The sequence below is a fragment of the Serratia grimesii NBRC 13537 genome, from assembly GCF_001590905.1.
In the GTDB taxonomy this organism is placed as follows: domain Bacteria; phylum Pseudomonadota; class Gammaproteobacteria; order Enterobacterales; family Enterobacteriaceae; genus Serratia; species Serratia grimesii.
In genome coordinates this window covers 367,130-383,024 of record NZ_BCTT01000010.1, presented here as the reverse complement: position 1 = coordinate 383,024, position 15,895 = coordinate 367,130, and the positions used below count along the sequence as shown (strand labels likewise).

Sequence of the window (15,895 nt, the reverse complement as noted above, 5' to 3'; positions counted from 1 at the left end):
ATGGTTTGATGTGACTAAAGGTTTCTTACACCACCGTCTAACAATAATTCACTGCCGACCATAAAGGCAGATTCATCGGATGCCAGAAACACCGCCGCTTTGGCCAATTCCAGCGGCGTGCCCATACGACCAATGGGGACCAATTGGCGGATCTCGTCACGTAATACCTGTTCATCGGCATCTTTCAAACCGAGCTTACCCAGTGCCGGAGTTTCTGTCGGTCCGGGGCTGAGACCATTGACCCGGATGCCGCGTGGATGCAGTTCACCGGACAGCGTTCTGGCCAGTGACAGCAGACCAGCTTTGCTGGCAGCGTAGACATTACTTAACGGCAGGCCAATATGCGCGCTGACCGATCCGCACAAGATAATTGACGCGGGGTTAGCTAACAGCGGCAACAACGATTGGATCAGAAAAAAGGGCCCTTTAAGGTTAATGTCCATCAAGCGTTGATAGCTCTGTTCATCCCATTCTTGTAGAGGATGGTGAGTGACGTCACCTGCATTGATGTACAGCACATCGAGGCGTGGCCAATGGCTGGCCAATTGCTGCGCTAAAACACGTTGCTGCCCAATATCTCCTGCATCGCTGCGTAACAACAGTACGTTACCCAGTTCTTTCCCCGCCGCCTCTAGGCTGTTCTGATTGCGACCGGTAATCGCTACGGCGGCGCCTTCGGCGATAAACTGACGTGCAGTTTCCAAACCAATGCCGCTGGTACCACCGGTGATCAATGCGTACTTGCCTTTAAGTCGTGACATAACGTACTCCTGTTTATTGTCGGAACAGGCATTATTTGCGCTATAGTATCTTTTGCATAGTAGGCACCTTTTGGATACTAGAGGACAAGGTGGGATGAAATGACCAAAGCAGGGCTGTCGACAGCGGAAATAAATTTAGCGGCATTGCCAGCAGCGGGGGAATCTTGCCCAATGGTAGGCTTCGTGAATCTGGTTGCGGGCAAATGGGCTATTCCAATCCTCTACCGGTTGATACTGATCGATAACCCGGTCCGTTTTAGCGAGCTGCAGCGTGCAGTTGCACCCATTGCCCAGAAAGAGTTGACGCGTCAACTGCGGCAGTTCGAACAACGCGGTTTGGTCACTCGGCAGGTGTTCCCGGAGGTTCCGCCGCGGGTTGAATATCAAATTACGCCACTGGGTAAAACGTTGCGCCCGACACTCGATTCTTTGGCCAACTGGATGCGCACCCACGCACCCCAGTTGATTGATAACTAGTCACCGATACCCGGCGGATTGATGACGGAACGTGGGACTTTCTCATCATGTTCCCCCCAGCGGTCCAAGACCTGAGCATATTCACCGCTGACGATTACACCATTGATGGCTGCGTTGATTGCTGTAACCAGACCATTATCTTTTTTAGTGGTCACTGCCACATAGGCGACGTTCGGGCCAATGCCGACCATTTTCGTCCTGCCAGTCAGCGCTGCTTTGTAGGCACCGGTTGAGTGGGGGCCGAAGAACGCATCGGCGCGTCCGGACTGAATGCTCAGGTTAGCGGCTGCGTCATCGGTGACATAAATAGGTTGTACCGGTGCTAAGCCATTAGTCTGGTTCTGCTTATCCCAACCCAGCAAGATATTTTCCTGATTGGTCCCTGAGCCGACAATAACGCGTAGCCCGGCAATGTCCGCAGGTTGGTTAATGGAACTGATTTTGCTGGTGGATTTGACGTAAAAGCCCAGCGTATCCACGCGATAGGTAGCGAAATCAAACTTGGTTTTCCGCAGCTTGGTCACAGCAATATTGAAAATTGCAGCATCATATTTACCGGAGCTGATACCGAGAGGCCAGTCTTCCCAAGACGTTGGTACCAGGTTCAGCTCTAGCCCCAGACTGTCTGCAACCAGTTGCGCTATGTCCGGGTCGCTGCCAATCAACGTTTTATTATCTTCGGCAAACAGCGCCAGTGGAGGGGAATTTTCAGACGCCACTGCTATGGTTAGCTTGCCCGGTACGGCAAAATGATAATTGGCTGGGATCAGCGCTACAGCGGCTGGGTTTTTCTCCGCACGCAAATGTTGCTGGTTGGCCTGTAGATCAATAATGCTTTTGGTTTCAGCCACAGAATGGCCGCATATCAGCAATGCGCTCAGTGCCAGAGTTTTGAATCGCATGTTGTTCTCTATCCTTTTTAATCATAGAGTTACTATTCGCGTCGACAGCGGGCAAGTAAAGCAACAATAGTGAATATCGAAAGTGAAAAAAATCAGATGATTGCCGCCGGACGGCAACGAGAGAGGGAGGATAATCCCAAAGGGTTGTCTGATTCTGCATCACTCAACGCGGAAAGTGCGCAATCAGGTTGAAAGCAGTAGAATTTGTCACTCATACTGCGTACAGCTTATTTTCCTCTACAAGGAACGCCAGATGGCCGAAGAAACGATTTTCAGTAAAATTATCCGCCGCGAAATCCCTGCTGATGTGGTCTACCAGGACGAATTGGTCACCGCTTTCCGTGATATTTCACCTCAGGCTCCGACACATATTCTGATTGTACCCAATGTGCTGATCCCTACTATCAACGACGTCACTGTTGAACACGAAGCTGCACTTGGCCGTATGATCACTGCCGCGGCGAAAATCGCTGAACAAGAAGGCATTGCCGATGATGGCTACCGCCTGATTGTTAACTGCAATCGCCATGCGGGCCAAGAGGTCTATCATATTCATATGCATTTGGTCGGTGGCCGCTCGTTAGGGCCTTTGTTGTCTCGCTAATCGAGGAAAGTCATGCGCTATAGCAAATCCCTGCGTCTCTTGGCGCTGGCGTTGCCCGCTGTCATTTTGATGGGGTGTAGCAGCCCACGTGGCATCGCGGTGAACGATCGGCAGACGGTAGTGATGGATTCGCCGGTGCTTACCGCAGGCATTCTGGCCGACAACCCGTCGATTTCGAATGCCTCCGGGCGCGTGATGGCTACCTCGGAGCTCAGTAACAGCCAACCTACGCCGGTAACGGTGCATTATCGCTTCTACTGGTATGACGATCAGGGGCTGGATATCCGGCCTTTTGAAGCGCAGCGTACAATCACTATTGCACCAAATTCAGACGCCACCATTTATTCACTCAATGGCAATCTCGATGCCAAACGCGTGCGTCTGTACCTATTCTTATAACCTCTTGGTTCAGTGGGAGAGAGATGAATGAAAAAGTATCTATTTGTTGCACTGGCCGCGTTGATGTTAACCGGTTGTCTGTCGCGCCCGCCGGAACCCGAACAACCTCAGCCGCCGGTGACTGTTGAGCCGGTGACGCCGCCAGTCGTTGAGCCACAGCCGCCAGTCACAGAACCTGTGCCTCAACCGCCGAAAATTCAGCAGCTCGACTGGCTGAGCAGTGTACAGCCACTGGTGAATCAGATGCTGAAAGCTGATGGTGTCAATCCAGGTAGCGTGTTGTTGCTGGACAGCGTAAAGAACAACACCAATGGTGCGTTACAGACCGCGAAGGCGACATCGGCTCTGCATAAAGCGTTAGCGTCGAATCAGACGTTCTCTATCGTGCCAGAAGCGCAGTTGGCAACCGCCAAACAGACCCTGGGCCTATCGGCGGATGATAGCCTGGGTTCGCGTAGCAAGGCCATTGGTCTGGCGCGTATCGTCAGTGCGCAATATGTACTGTATAGCGACGTTAGCGGTGATGTGAAGTCTCCAACCTTGGACATGCAACTGATGTTGGTACAAACCGGTGAAATCGTCTGGTCAGGTAATGGCGCAGTCACACACTGAAGCCGCACTGCGAAAACTGATTGAAAGCGAGCTGCCGGCGGTGAAAACCGCCGGTTGTCGTTTCAGCCCGGTACAGGGGCTGACAGGCGAAAGTTGGCGTATTGAAGGTGACGGCGTACAGCTTCTGGCGCGTCAACAAAGCGCAGAGAAAAGCGCGCTTGGTGTCAGTCGTCGGCGTGAGGCGCGCCTGCTTCGGCGTAGTGGAAGAAGAATCGGCCCGCAGGTTTTAGCGCAGAATAATCAGTGGATTATCCTGCAATGGCTTGATGGTGACGTTGTCACAGAGTCCGGTTTCATTCAGCTAAATGAGTGTGGAAACTTGTCAGAGTTGATGGCAAGTTTGCATCGGCAACCGCGCAGTGGCTACCCGCTAAATCTGCAGCGACAGTTTGCCCGTTATTGGCAGCAGTTGGATCGCCAGCGTCTTACGCCCGCTTGGTTACGGCTGCATCAGCGTTTCCTGCATCGCTGCCCGCCGACACCCTTGAAATTGGCACCGTTGCATATGGATATTCATCCGGGCAATCTGATAGCACAGGCCGAAGGCCTGAGATTGATTGACTGGGAGTATGCCGCTGACGGGGATATCGCGCTGGACATCGCTGCGCTGTTTCGTGGTAACGCCTGGTCGTCAGCCGACCAACAGCGTTTTTTACAGCGTTATGCGCAGATCGGTTATCTCAATGTGCAGGTGCTGAGCGCGCAGGTGCAGCGCTGGCTGCCGTGGGTAGATTATCTGATGTTGTTATGGTTTGAAGTGCGCTGGCAACAGACCGGCGATCCTGAATTTTTGCGCTGGGGTGCCGTGTTGCACCGGCGTTTTTGTTTAACATCCCATGTTCTATACCTAAAATAATGGGCGTTGCATTGAGGCGCAGCCAACAAAGATGCAGCTTCAAGTATGACAGGTATAAATGAATAATGAAGTGAGGTGGCCGTGGGCCCAGTAATGTTAGATGTCGCCAGCTATGAGCTGGATGCAGAAGAACGTGAGATCCTAAAACATCCGCTGGTGGGCGGTCTGATCCTGTTCACCCGTAATTTCCATGACGCAGAACAGTTGCGTGAATTGGTACGCCAGATCCGTGAGGCTTCCCACGATCGACTGGTGGTGGCGGTGGATCAGGAAGGTGGCCGCGTGCAGCGTTTCCGCGAAGGTTTCACCCGGTTACCGGCTGCGCAGTCGTTCGCGGCCCTGAACTCAGCCCATGAAGGTGGTCGACTGGCGCAGGAAGCCGGCTGGCTAATGGCGGCGGAAATGATCGCGCAGGATATCGACATCAGCTTTGCTCCAGTGCTTGATATTGGCCATGTTAGTGCAGCGATCGGCGAACGTTCTTTCCACAGCGATCCACAGCAGGCGCTGGTGATGGCCGAACGTTTCATTTTGGGCATGCACAGCGCTGGAATGAAAACCACCGGTAAGCATTTCCCTGGTCACGGTGCAGTGAGCGCAGATTCGCATAAAGAAACGCCTCGCGATCCGCGTCCGTTGGCTGAGATCCGCGAACATGATATGGCGATCTTCCGTGAATTGATTAACCGTCAGCTGTTGGACGCCGTGATGCCAGCGCACGTCATCTATACTGAAGCAGACCCACGTCCAGCCAGCGGCTCACCTTACTGGCTAAAACAGATTTTGCGTCAGGAGCTGGGCTTCGACGGTGTTATCTTCTCGGACGATTTGTCGATGGAAGGGGCGGCGATTATGGGCAGCTATGCCGAACGTGGCCAGGCAGCATTGGATGCCGGCTGCGACATGATTCTGGTATGCAATAATCGCGCAGGGGCGGTCAGCGTGCTGGATAACCTGTCCCCGGTCAAAGCAGAGCGTGTTAAGCAGTTATATCATCGCGGTCAGTTCACCCGTCAGGAGCTGCGTGATTCTGCGCGCTGGCAGCAGGCGCATAAAGAGCTGAATGCGCTAAGCGAACGCTGGGAGGAGCACAAACAGCGTAATGCGGGGTGAACCCAGGGCGTCGTAATGCGGCGTAAATGATGAGGGCTGCGGCACGGCCCTCAGCTTGTTGCGAGGATCCACATGATTATCTATTTGCATGGTTTCGATTCCACCAGTCCCGGCAATCATGAAAAGGTGTTACAGCTACAGTTTATCGATCCGGACGTACGCTTTATTAGCTACAGCACCTTGCATCCACGCCATGACATGCAGCATTTATTGAAAGAAGTAGACAAGGCAGTTCAACAGGAAGGGGACAAGCACCCGCTAATCTGCGGTGTTGGTTTGGGCGGATTTTGGGCCGAACGCATTGGCTTTCTGTGTGGTATCCGACAGGTGATCTTCAACCCCAACTTGTATCCTGAAGAACATATGCAAGGCAAAATCGATCGGCCGGAGGAGTATCGCGATATTGCCACCAAGTGCGTGGACGATTTCCGAGAAAAAAACCGCGATCGTTGCCTGGCGGTGCTTTCCCGTCATGATGAGGTACTCGACAGTCAGCGCAGTGCTGAATTGCTGCATAAGTACTATGAAATTGTCTGGGATGAACAGCAGACCCACAAGTTCAAAAATATCTCGCCACATTTGCAACGCATCAAAGCATTCAAGACGCTGGCGTAACAGTTTCATAACGCCTGAAGCCGCCGCAATGATTGCTTTTTACGGGCAAAAATTGCGGCATTTTTTTGCCAAAATGCCGGGTTTTGCCTCATGGGCGACAAAATTTAAAACTGTGACCCAGCGCTAACTATTTGAATCACAATCCTCAAAATTTCCCTTCGTCCAGGCTTTAACCAAAAAAGTTTGATGTACATCAATTTTGGTATGACCAAATAACCTCGCATGCTATTCTGGCTTCAGATAGCAGGTTTATTTTACGCGAACCCTATGTATTCTAAGGATATTATTTATTTACCCTTGGATAACAATTGGTTCACATTTAGGGGATTATTTTGACAACGCCAAAGAAAAAAATCGTCATTGTGGGCGGTGGTGCTGGTGGTCTAGAACTGGCGACCAGCCTGGGCCATAAACTCGGTCGTAAGCACAAAGCAGACATCACACTGGTAGACCGTAATCACAGCCATCTGTGGAAACCTTTGCTGCATGAAGTCGCAACCGGTTCCCTTGATGACGGCGTCGATGCGCTGAGCTACCTGGCGCACGCACGTAATCATGCTTTCAGCTTCCAACTGGGTTCGCTGACCAATATTAACCGTGAGACGAAAACGATCCACCTGGCGCAAATCTGCGATGAACAGGGCGGCGAACTGGTACCTGAGCGCGAGTTGTCTTATGACATCTTGGTCATGGCGCTGGGCAGTACTTCGAACGATTTCGGCACGGCTGGCGTAAAAGATCACTGTATCTTCCTGGATAACCCTCACCAGGCGCGACGCTTCCACAACGAAATGCTTAACCTGTTCCTTAAGTTCTCGGCGCAGCCGGGGCAAAAAGAACGGGTAAACATCGCCATCGTCGGTGGTGGTGCTACCGGTGTTGAGCTGTCAGCTGAACTGCATAACGCGGTGAAGCAATTGCACAGCTACGGCTTTGAAGGCCTGGACAACAGCGCACTTAACGTGACGTTGGTCGAAGCAGGTGAACGCATTCTGCCTGCATTGCCGCCACGTATTTCTGCCGCTGCACATCAGGAATTGAACAAACTGGGCGTACGCGTACTGACCAACACTATGGTCACCAGCGCGGATGCCAAAGGTCTGAACACCAAAGGTGGCGAATTTATCGATGCTGATCTGATGGTGTGGGCTGCCGGTATCAAGGCGCCAGACTTTATGAAAGACATCGCCGGGCTGGAAACCAACCGTATTAACCAACTGGTGGTAGAGCCAACGCTGCAGACCACGCGTGATCCGAACATTTTCGCTATCGGTGACTGTGCTTCCTGTCCGAAAGAGGGCGGCGGTTTCGTCCCGCCACGTGCACAATCGGCACATCAGATGGCATCGCGCTGCTTCACCAACATTCTGGCTCTGATGAATGGTCAGACGTTGAAGCCGTACGTGTACAAAGACCACGGTTCCTTGGTGTCTCTGTCCCGCTTCAGTACCGTTGGTAGCCTGATGGGCAACCTGATGCGTGGTTCAATGATGGTAGAAGGCCGCATAGCGCGTTTCGTCTATATCTCACTGTACCGTATGCACCAGGTCGCTTTGCACGGCTATATCAAAACCGGTCTGATGATGCTGGTCGGTGGCATTAACCGGGTGATCCGCCCGCGTTTGAAAATGCACTAACAGCTCGCGTTGTCGACTCCACCCACGCCGGTTCGCCCGCGTGGGTTTTTTTATGGCTTATCCCGGTGAAATAGGGCGGTTATGGACTGATTGTTCAGAACAATGTCCCGCCTCTATAGGTAAAAGTCTTAAGAATCCTCCTAAACACTGGGGGCAAACGTGATTTCCGGCATCTTTGGTCATATTGTCTTATTGCGAGGTTCTGGAACATTGTGCAGACTTTATCTCGTTTACAGACGGCGCGTCGCGCACGCCGTAAACCGGAATACCACGTGCCGCCAATGCGCAAAATAATAAGCGCGGTGCAATGTCGGTAAAGTCCCCGGTACAAATGCGTGGTAACACTTTCAGGAGGATTTCCTGTGAACAAGTCAATGTTAGCTGGTGTGGGTATTGGTATCGCTGCAGCTCTGGGTATTGCTGCGGTCGCCAGTCTTGATGTCTTTTCTTCTGGTCCGCAATACGCGCAGGTACTTGCTGCAACGCCGATCAAAGAAACGATCAAGACCCCGCGTCAGGAATGCCGCAATGTGACCGTGACTCACCGTGCGCCTGTACAGGATGAGAACCGTCTTGCCGGTTCTGTTCTGGGTGCAGTGGCGGGTGGGGTAATAGGCCATCAGTTCGGCGGGGGTCGTGGGCGTGATGTTGCGACGGTCGTCGGTGCTCTGGGTGGCGGCTACGCCGGTAATCAGGTACAGGGGGCGATGCAGAATAACGACACCACCACCAGTACGCAGCAGCGTTGCAGAACAGTCTACGACAAATCACAGAAAATGCTGGGTTACGATGTGACCTACAAGATCGGTACTCAGCAGGGCAAGATCCGTATGGATCATGATCCTGGTACCCAGATTCCGCTGGATAAAAGCGGCCAGCTGGTGCTGAATAAAGCCTGATCACAGTTTAAGAATTAAACCCGCGGACAGTGTTAGTTCTGATCGTTTAACGCAGTTAAGCGAGCGGCATTAATATTGACGCGGGTTTCTGCTTTTTGTCCCCGTAGTCGTTCAAACAGCAACAACGAGATTCATAGGGTTTTAATCCCTGCCATTTGCTATCAGGCCAGTTCTGACGCGATTTCCGACCTAATGTATCCGTGCGATTTATCCGGGCATACCTTCAATAGTGCAACAGTGTTTGTTATATTATTGTGCAGTTGAGTGGGTGTGATGACGTGCATCTTGCACCGACCCAGTCCAAGCATTTAGTCTCCCGGAGACAGAGATAAAAACATGTTAGATTTTCGCTTTCCGACTGCAATGCAAATGGTACTTAGCGTGGCCGTGGCTGAGAAGCTGGGCGTGCGTTCGACCAGCGCGGTGCTTGCCGCCGGTCTGGAAGCTAACCCCAGTTTTATCCGCAAGCTGATGGTGCCCTTGACCAAAAGTGGCATCATTGTCTCGACCCTAGGCCGTAATGGCTCGATTCATCTGGGCCGCCCGGCGGAACAGATCACCCTGCGGGATATCTATCTGTCTGTTATCGATGATAAACGCATCTGGGCAGCCAGACCGGAAGGGCCGGCACGTTGCCTGGTCAGTGCCAACGCCTGCTGGTATTTCAAGTCGGTGGTGAACGAGGCGGAAGAGGCATCGCTGAACGTACTGGCGCGCTACACGGTGGCGGATTCTCTGGCTGAACTGGAGCGTGGCGATAAGCGTGCCTGCGCGGCCTATGCAATGCAAGACGTAAAAGACGAAGAAACAGCGGAAAAATAGTCTGCGGTACACGCGATATAAAGAATAAAGCAAAGAAAAGCCCGGTTTAAAAAACGGGCTTTTTTGTGGCTGTGGCAGGCGTATTATTCGGCCACGTGTTGCCGCGTTTTGCGTGTCACCATACGGCGCAGAGTAACGTAGAACACCGGGGTCAGGAACAACCCAAACAGCGTGACGCCCAGCATGCCGGAAAACACCGTGATGCCGGTGACGCCACGGACTTCAGCACCGGCTCCGTGCCCCATGATCAGTGGGATAGTCCCGGCGATAAAGGCAATGGAGGTCATGACGATCGGCCGCAGTCGCAGACGACAGGCTTCAAGCGCTGCTTCCATAATACTTTTGCCTTGCAGTTCCAGCTCGCGAGCGAACTCAACGATCAAAATGGCGTTCTTACAAGCCAGCCCCATCAACACGACTAACCCCACTTGTACGAATACGTTGTTGTCACCGCCGGTCAGCCAGACGCCGAACAGTGCCGACAGCATGGTCATCGGCACGATCAGGATCACTGCCAACGGCAACGTCCAGCTTTCGTACAAGGCTGCCAGCGCCAGGAAAGCCAATAGCACGGCTACCGGGAACACAATAATCGCCGCATTGCCCTGGGTAGATTGCTGATAGCTCAGATCGGTCCATTGAATGTTCATGCCATTCGGCAACAGCTTGTTGGCCATCACGGTCAATTCACTCATGGCTTGTGAAGAAGACAATACGCGTGGATCGGCATCACCAATCAGATCCGCCGCCGGGAAGCCGTTGTAACGGATTACCGGATCGGGGCCGTAAGTGGTACTGATGCTGACCATACTGCCAATGGGGACCATTTCACCCTTATCGTTACGGGTACGGAGGTTGGCAATATCCTCCACGCTGTCGCGGAACTGGCCGTCGGCCTGCGCCATCACCTTCCAGGTACGGCCATAACGGTTGAAGTCATTGATATAAGACGAACCGAGATAGGTTTGCAGGGTGCTGAACAGGGCGTTGAGTGGGACACCTTGGGCTTTAGCCTTATCGCGGTCAATTTTCGCATCCAACTGGGGAACATTGGCCTGATAAGATGAGATTGGGAACCCCATGCCCGGTGTTTGCATGATCGCGCCTGACATCGTGTTGACTGCGGTTTGCAGCGCGCCATAGCCCAGACCGGCACGGTCCTGAATATACAGTGAGTAACCAGAACCTTGGCCGATGCCGAGGATCGGCGGTGGCATAATGGAGAACGCGAATCCTTCCTGGATCTGTGAAATCTTGGCGTTAATCTCGGCATTAATCTGCGCCGCACTGCGCGTGCGGGTGCTTAATGATTCCAGTGCAAAGAACACGGTGCCGGTGTTCGGCGTATTGGTAAATTGCAGCGCATTCAGCCCAGGGAAGGACACCGCATCCGTCACTCCGTCAACGCTTAGACCGATGGCGCTCATTTTGCGAATCACGGCATCAGTACGTTCCAGTGATGACCCCTCCGGCATTTTCACCCCGCCAATCAGGTAAAGCTTATCCTGAGTCGGGATAAATCCGCCGGGCACGGTTTTAAACATTACTCCAGCGGCACACAGCAACAGCACATACACCACAAATACCGCGCCACGTTTGCCTAAAGCTCGTGAAACTCCACGTTGATACCGTTGTGAGCTGTTGGCAAAGAATCGGTTAAACGGACGGAACAGCCAACCAAACAGTCGATCAATCAGACGTGACGGCATGTCTTTAGGCGCACCGTGCGGCTTCAGCAGCAGTGCTGCCAATGCAGGTGATAAGGTCAGTGAGTTGATCGCGGATATCACGGTTGAAATAGCGATAGTGACAGCGAACTGTTTATAGAACTGACCGGTGACCCCAGACAAGAATGCCATCGGCACGAACACGGCGCACAGGACGACGGCAATCGCGATAATCGGGCCGGACACTTCACGCATTGCCTGATGCGCCGCTGCGAGCGGTGACAAGCCTTCTTCGATATTACGCTCGACGTTTTCCACCACGACGATGGCGTCATCGACCACGATGCCGATAGCCAATACCAACCCGAATAGGCTCAGTGTATTGAGCGAGAAACCCAACAGATAGAGCGCAGCGAAGGTACCGACGATAGAAATGGGTACTGCCAGCAGCGGGATGATTGATGCACGCCAGGTTTGCAGGAAGAGAATAACCACCAACACCACCAGCAACACCGCTTCGAGCAGGGTATCTATCACTGAGCTTATTGAATCACGCACGAACACAGTGGGATCGTACGGTGATTGCCAGCTCATCCCTTCAGGGAAACGGGTCGAGAGTTCGGCCATTTTGGCTCGCACTGCATTGGACAGTTCAATGGCATTAGCGCCCGGAGCCTGGAAGATACCGATCCCCACGGCATCTTTGTTATTCAACTGAGCACGTAGCGCGTAGCTGCCCGAGCCCATCTCAATGCGAGCGACGTCGCGCAGACGCACCACTTCGCCGTTGTCGCCATTCTTGAGGATAATATTGCCGAACTCTTCTTCGGTTTGCAGGCGGCCCTGTGCATTAATCGACAGCAGATAATCGCTGCGCGTCGGCATAGGTTCCGCACCCAATTGGCCAGCGGAAACCTGCACGTTCTGCTCTTGCATCGCGGTGACAACGTCAGACGCCGTCAGCCCGCGTGAGGCGACTTTGTTTGGATCCAACCAGATGCGCATGGCGTACTCACCAGCACCAAAAATTTGCACCTGTCCAATCCCCGGTAAACGGGCAAGCTCATCTTTGACCTTCAGGGTGGCGTAGTTGCGCAGGTAGAGCGAATCGTATTTGCCTGACGGGGAGACCAGATGCACCACCAATGTCAGAGCTGGTGACTGTTTCTGAGTGGTAACCCCTTGGCGACGGACGTCTTCCGGCAAGCGCGCCTCGGCCTGTGCCACACGGTTTTGCACCTGCACCTGCGCCTGGTCCGGATCGGTTCCTGGGCGGAAGGTGACGGTAGTGACCAGCACGCCGTCAGAACCGGCTACCGATTTCATATACATCATGTTTTCGACGCCGTTGATCGCCTCTTCCAGTGGGGTTGCCACCGTTTCAGCGATCTCTTTCGGGTTAGCGCCGGGGTATTGGGCACGCACCTGCACGCTAGGCGGCACCACGTCCGGGTATTCACTGATCGGCAGCAATGGAATAGCGATAACGCCGCCGACAAAAATCAGGATCGACAGCACCGCGGCAAATATCGGCCGGTCAATGAAAAAACGGGAAAAGTCCATGGATCAGGATCCTTTGCTGGGGCTCAGTTAAGCGCGGACGCGTCGGCGTTGATCGCCACGTTTTTGGCTGCGACCGGCATGCCCGGCATAAACACTTTTTGCATGCCGTCGACGATCACCCGGTCACCCGCAGAAAGGCCCTTTTGCACAATGCGCAGCCCGTCGGCTACCCGGCCCACTTCGATATCGCGTCGCTGTGCTTTACCGTCTTTATCGACGATATAAACAAATTTGCGATCCTGATCGGTCATGACGGATTTATCGTTGATCAGCATGGCATTGAACTCGGCGCTGCCAGGCATCTGTACGCGTGCGAACAGTCCTGGGGTAAAGCGGCGCTCAGCGTTTTCCAGCAGGGCACGCATGCGAATAGTGCCGGTACCGGCGTTCAACTGGTTGTCGGTAAAATCAACAGTTCCCTGATGCGGATAGCCGTCCTCGCCGACCAATCCGACTTTCACCGGCAGTTTTTCCGTGCGTCGGCCATCATTTTGGTAACGCAGAAAAGTGGCTTCATCCACGTCGAAATAGACATAGACCTTATCGAGTGACACCAGAGTGGTGAGTACGCTGGCGCTGTCGCCTGCGGTGACCAGGTTACCTGTGGTGATCATCGCACGGCTGGCACGGCCGTCGATGGGCGCGATCACACGGGTAAAGTCGAGGTTCAACTGTGCCATATCGAACTGTGCCTGTGCCGCCAATACGTTGCTTTGCGCTTGAGCGGCAGAGGCTTTGCGTTGTTCCCATACTTCAGTCGAAATCGCTTGGCTGCCGATCAGTTTTTCGGTACGGCCGGATTCGCTGCGTGCCAGTGCAGCTTGGTTACGTGCTCGCACTAGCTCGGCCTGAGCTTGTTCGCGCGCGGCGCGGTAGGTGCGATCGTCGATGGTGAATAGCACCTGGCCTTTCTTCACTTCATCGCCTTCGGTGTAATTGACTTTATCGATATAGCCGGAGACGCGTGGTCGCAGCTGTACGCTTTGCACTGCCTCGATCCGGCCGTTAAAGGCATCCCATTGACTGATGGGTTTTATCACCACGTCGGCAGTGCTGACGGCGGGCGGTGGGGGGGCAGCATTGTGTGCGACGCTGTTATCACATCCGGCCAGCAGTACAGCCAACAGCGCGACGGCTGATAGATGTCCGCTGAAACCGAAACCGCGCTGACGGCTGCGTGGATGGAGCGATGAAGCAGGCTGGCTTGGCATTATTTTTATTTCCAGTAGTAAGTGCGTTCAGGCCATACACCCGGCCCTGTTATCCGGGTAACGTCCTTGGCCTGAGATCGGCGGCAGAGCAGTTGCACCCTTCATCGGTGCAACGGTTAGGTTTTGAAACACATTGTTGTCACATTAATGTATTAATATCGGGTACATTAATTGGCTGGATTATAGAAGTGCCTCTCCGTTAAATGCAATAATAAAAATTGCATTTAGTGCGAAACTGCTGCAACGTATCTACATCGGGCAGCGGATCTACCTGCCAAGTCATGGGAGCGTCAGCATGAACAGCACGGGTTTTATTACGGATTTGATTGAGTGGATTGATAACAATCTGGAAGAAAAGCTGGATATCAATACTGTGGCGGGCCGCGCCGGGTATTCCAAATGGCATTTGCAGCGAATGTTCAAACGCCAAACGGGCTATGCGCTGGGGGAATATATCCGCATGCAGAAGCTGAGGGTGTCGGCAGAGCGTCTGGCTAACAGTGGTGAGCCGATCGTCAGTGTGGCAATTTCACTCGGCTTCGACTCACAGCAATCTTTCAATCGCAGCTTTAAACGCCACTACGGTCAAACACCGGGTGACTGGCGCCGTGCCGTGATGCAGCCCTCGATGGCAGCTAGCCGCACGCACTGAGGCGGCTGGCCGGCAACAAAAAGCCTGAACTTGCGTGCAGGCTTTTTGTGAAATAGAACTGAGAGGGAAGAGGGGATTGCCACTTTCCCGGCCGATATTACAGGCATAAAAAAAGCCCGGAGGTTAATCCGGGCTCTCTCTTTAAAATATGGCGGTGAGGGAGGGCTTGATTCGCTGCGCTCACCCTGCGGGCCGCCTTTGGCGGTCCAAAACGCATGCGTTTTGTCAAACCCTGTCGAGGGTTCTCGCCCCTCCTGGTCTGTGTAACAGGCATAAAAAAAGCCTGAAGGTTAATCCAGGCTCTTTCTTTAAAATATGGCGGTGAGGGAGGGGTTCGAACCCTCGATACACTTACGCGTATACACACTTTCCAGGCGTGCTCCTTCAGCCACTCAGACACCTCACCGTATTTTGTTGTTGCGTACTCTCTGCTGCAACGGGGCCGTACTATAGGGAGAGTGAGCGATCCGGTCAAGCAGAATTTCTACGTTCCGGTGCGTCCGCTTAACCTGTGTTCGCTTTGCTGAAAACTGCGGCGAACCTTACGGGCGGCAGGATTAGCTCCCGTACGGCGGACAACAAAAAAGCCTGAACTTGCGTTCAGGCTTTCTCGTGGAATATGGCGGTGAGAGAGGGGTTCGAACCCTCGATACACTTTCGCGTATACACACTTTCCAGGCGTGCTCCTTCAGCCACTCAGACACCTCACCGTTTTACTTCATCGCTAACGCATTGCGCTGTCGACGGGCGCTAATGTAGGAGAATCTGATCCCAGCGTCAACCCTCTTGTGACATAACCATGACTGTTTAGCTAAACTTGCAGCAATTTGCTGATTTCCCGAGCGATAGGTTGCCATAAGGCACAGATTTCCAAGATGGTCACGGGACTAAATTATCTTTAAGACTGTTATTTGTACATTTCAGTGCGAGTTAGCTCAATATACCAGCAATGATATTATCTATGGTGCAGTTATATGCATTAATACTGGATTATTAGTCATATGTGTCGCTAAATGGAGTGGTGCTGACGTGGGGTTTTGGCAAGGAATATCACACCCCCGCGCAGGTTGCCGGGCATTGTACTGGCGATAACACAGACAGGGAC

General features: G+C 53.1%; 15 protein-coding genes and 2 tRNA genes. 11 read left to right on the top strand and 6 right to left on the bottom strand.

Annotation, left to right across the window (positions count from 1 at the left end):
• Positions 1–14 precede the first annotated feature (14 nt).
• Positions 15–761, bottom strand: coding sequence for an SDR family oxidoreductase (locus SGR01S_RS13660; protein ID WP_061807716.1), 747 nt, complete (start codon positions 759–761; stop codon positions 15–17).
• 99 nt (positions 762–860) lie between these two features.
• Between SGR01S_RS13660 and SGR01S_RS13655 the strand changes: the two genes are divergently transcribed.
• A complete protein-coding gene (locus SGR01S_RS13655) occupies positions 861–1,238 on the top strand; it encodes a winged helix-turn-helix transcriptional regulator (RefSeq protein WP_073963454.1) in 378 nt (125 codons plus the stop codon).
• Here SGR01S_RS13655 and SGR01S_RS13650 read toward each other — a convergent pair.
• Positions 1,235–2,140, bottom strand: coding sequence for a transporter substrate-binding domain-containing protein (locus SGR01S_RS13650; protein WP_037423829.1), 906 nt, complete (start codon positions 2,138–2,140; stop codon positions 1,235–1,237). The two genes, SGR01S_RS13655 and SGR01S_RS13650, sit on opposite strands and share 4 nt — an antisense overlap.
• A 253-nt stretch (positions 2,141–2,393) precedes the next feature.
• Between SGR01S_RS13650 and hinT the strand changes: the two genes are divergently transcribed.
• The 9 genes from hinT to SGR01S_RS13605 all read left to right on the top strand — a co-directional run bounded on the left by hinT (position 2,394) and on the right by SGR01S_RS13605 (position 9,697).
• Positions 2,394–2,744: a purine nucleoside phosphoramidase gene (gene hinT, locus SGR01S_RS13645; protein WP_037423826.1), complete on the top strand. Its 351-nt coding sequence runs from the start codon at positions 2,394–2,396 to the stop codon at positions 2,742–2,744.
• A gap of 12 nt (positions 2,745–2,756) precedes the next feature.
• Positions 2,757–3,143: a YcfL family putative periplasmic lipoprotein gene (locus tag SGR01S_RS13640; protein ID WP_037423823.1), complete on the top strand. Its 387-nt coding sequence runs from the start codon at positions 2,757–2,759 to the stop codon at positions 3,141–3,143.
• A 27-nt stretch (positions 3,144–3,170) separates the two neighbouring features.
• Positions 3,171–3,755, top strand: a complete 585-nt coding sequence (gene lpoB, locus SGR01S_RS13635) for a penicillin-binding protein activator LpoB (RefSeq protein WP_037423820.1) — start codon at positions 3,171–3,173, stop codon at positions 3,753–3,755.
• Positions 3,736–4,611, top strand: a complete 876-nt coding sequence (thiK, locus tag SGR01S_RS13630) for a thiamine kinase (RefSeq protein WP_061807715.1) — start codon at positions 3,736–3,738, stop codon at positions 4,609–4,611. Before lpoB ends, thiK begins: the two co-directional genes overlap by 20 nt.
• Positions 4,612–4,704: 93 nt before the next feature.
• Positions 4,705–5,724, top strand: coding sequence for a beta-N-acetylhexosaminidase (nagZ, locus tag SGR01S_RS13625; protein ID WP_061807765.1), 1,020 nt, complete (start codon positions 4,705–4,707; stop codon positions 5,722–5,724).
• A 72-nt stretch (positions 5,725–5,796) separates the two neighbouring features.
• A complete protein-coding gene (gene ycfP / locus SGR01S_RS13620; RefSeq protein ID WP_037423812.1) occupies positions 5,797–6,339 on the top strand; it encodes an alpha/beta hydrolase YcfP in 543 nt (180 codons plus the stop codon).
• Positions 6,340–6,671: 332 nt separating this feature from the next.
• Complete coding sequence (locus SGR01S_RS13615) at positions 6,672–7,976, top strand: NAD(P)/FAD-dependent oxidoreductase (protein ID WP_037423809.1); 1,305 nt, start codon at positions 6,672–6,674, stop codon at positions 7,974–7,976.
• Positions 7,977–8,338: 362 nt separating this feature from the next.
• Positions 8,339–8,875: a glycine zipper 2TM domain-containing protein gene (locus SGR01S_RS13610; RefSeq protein WP_227021811.1), complete on the top strand. Its 537-nt coding sequence runs from the start codon at positions 8,339–8,341 to the stop codon at positions 8,873–8,875.
• A gap of 336 nt (positions 8,876–9,211) precedes the next feature.
• The gene (locus SGR01S_RS13605) at positions 9,212–9,697 is read left to right on the top strand and encodes an RrF2 family transcriptional regulator (RefSeq protein WP_037423804.1); all 486 of its coding nucleotides are present in this window, start codon (positions 9,212–9,214) and stop codon (positions 9,695–9,697) included.
• Between the two features lie 83 nt (positions 9,698–9,780).
• Here the strand turns inward: SGR01S_RS13605 and sdeB are convergent, their stop codons facing one another.
• Both sdeB and SGR01S_RS13595 read right to left on the bottom strand, forming a co-directional pair.
• Positions 9,781–12,927, bottom strand: a complete 3,147-nt coding sequence (sdeB, locus tag SGR01S_RS13600) for a multidrug efflux RND transporter permease subunit SdeB (protein ID WP_037423801.1) — start codon at positions 12,925–12,927, stop codon at positions 9,781–9,783.
• 23 nt (positions 12,928–12,950) lie between these two features.
• Positions 12,951–14,138, bottom strand: a complete 1,188-nt coding sequence (locus SGR01S_RS13595; RefSeq protein WP_061807714.1) for an efflux RND transporter periplasmic adaptor subunit — start codon at positions 14,136–14,138, stop codon at positions 12,951–12,953.
• 295 nt (positions 14,139–14,433) lie between these two features.
• Here SGR01S_RS13595 and SGR01S_RS13590 point away from each other — a divergent pair, with 295 nt between their 5' ends.
• Positions 14,434–14,790, top strand: coding sequence for a helix-turn-helix domain-containing protein (locus tag SGR01S_RS13590; protein ID WP_037423795.1), 357 nt, complete (start codon positions 14,434–14,436; stop codon positions 14,788–14,790).
• 316 nt (positions 14,791–15,106) lie between these two features.
• On the opposite strand, the gene SGR01S_RS13585 is transcribed toward SGR01S_RS13590, so the two are convergent.
• Together SGR01S_RS13585 and SGR01S_RS13580 are read right to left on the bottom strand one after the other, a co-directional pair.
• Positions 15,107–15,196, bottom strand: a tRNA-Ser gene (locus SGR01S_RS13585).
• A 214-nt stretch (positions 15,197–15,410) separates the two neighbouring features.
• Positions 15,411–15,500 (bottom strand) — tRNA-Ser (locus tag SGR01S_RS13580).
• Positions 15,501–15,895 lie beyond the last annotated feature (395 nt).

Bases quoted from the DNA above. Each gene is read 5' to 3' on its own strand.
- SGR01S_RS13650 (WP_037423829.1), bottom strand. From the start codon at position 2,140: ATGCGATTCAAAACTCTGGCACTGAGCGCATTGCTGATATGCGGCCAT.
- sdeB (WP_037423801.1), bottom strand. From the start codon at position 12,927: ATGGACTTTTCCCGTTTTTTCATTGACCGGCCGATATTTGCCGCGGTG.
- SGR01S_RS13605 (WP_037423804.1), top strand. From the start codon at position 9,212: ATGTTAGATTTTCGCTTTCCGACTGCAATGCAAATGGTACTTAGCGTG.
- hinT (WP_037423826.1), top strand. From the start codon at position 2,394: ATGGCCGAAGAAACGATTTTCAGTAAAATTATCCGCCGCGAAATCCCT.
- SGR01S_RS13595 (WP_061807714.1), bottom strand. From the start codon at position 14,138: ATGCCAAGCCAGCCTGCTTCATCGCTCCATCCACGCAGCCGTCAGCGC.
- SGR01S_RS13640 (WP_037423823.1), top strand. From the start codon at position 2,757: ATGCGCTATAGCAAATCCCTGCGTCTCTTGGCGCTGGCGTTGCCCGCT.
- SGR01S_RS13590 (WP_037423795.1), top strand. From the start codon at position 14,434: ATGAACAGCACGGGTTTTATTACGGATTTGATTGAGTGGATTGATAAC.
- SGR01S_RS13655 (WP_073963454.1), top strand. From the start codon at position 861: ATGACCAAAGCAGGGCTGTCGACAGCGGAAATAAATTTAGCGGCATTG.
- ycfP (WP_037423812.1), top strand. From the start codon at position 5,797: ATGATTATCTATTTGCATGGTTTCGATTCCACCAGTCCCGGCAATCAT.
- thiK (WP_061807715.1), top strand. From the start codon at position 3,736: ATGGCGCAGTCACACACTGAAGCCGCACTGCGAAAACTGATTGAAAGC.
- nagZ (WP_061807765.1), top strand. From the start codon at position 4,705: ATGTTAGATGTCGCCAGCTATGAGCTGGATGCAGAAGAACGTGAGATC.
- SGR01S_RS13660 (WP_061807716.1), bottom strand. From the start codon at position 761: ATGTCACGACTTAAAGGCAAGTACGCATTGATCACCGGTGGTACCAGC.
- lpoB (WP_037423820.1), top strand. From the start codon at position 3,171: ATGAAAAAGTATCTATTTGTTGCACTGGCCGCGTTGATGTTAACCGGT.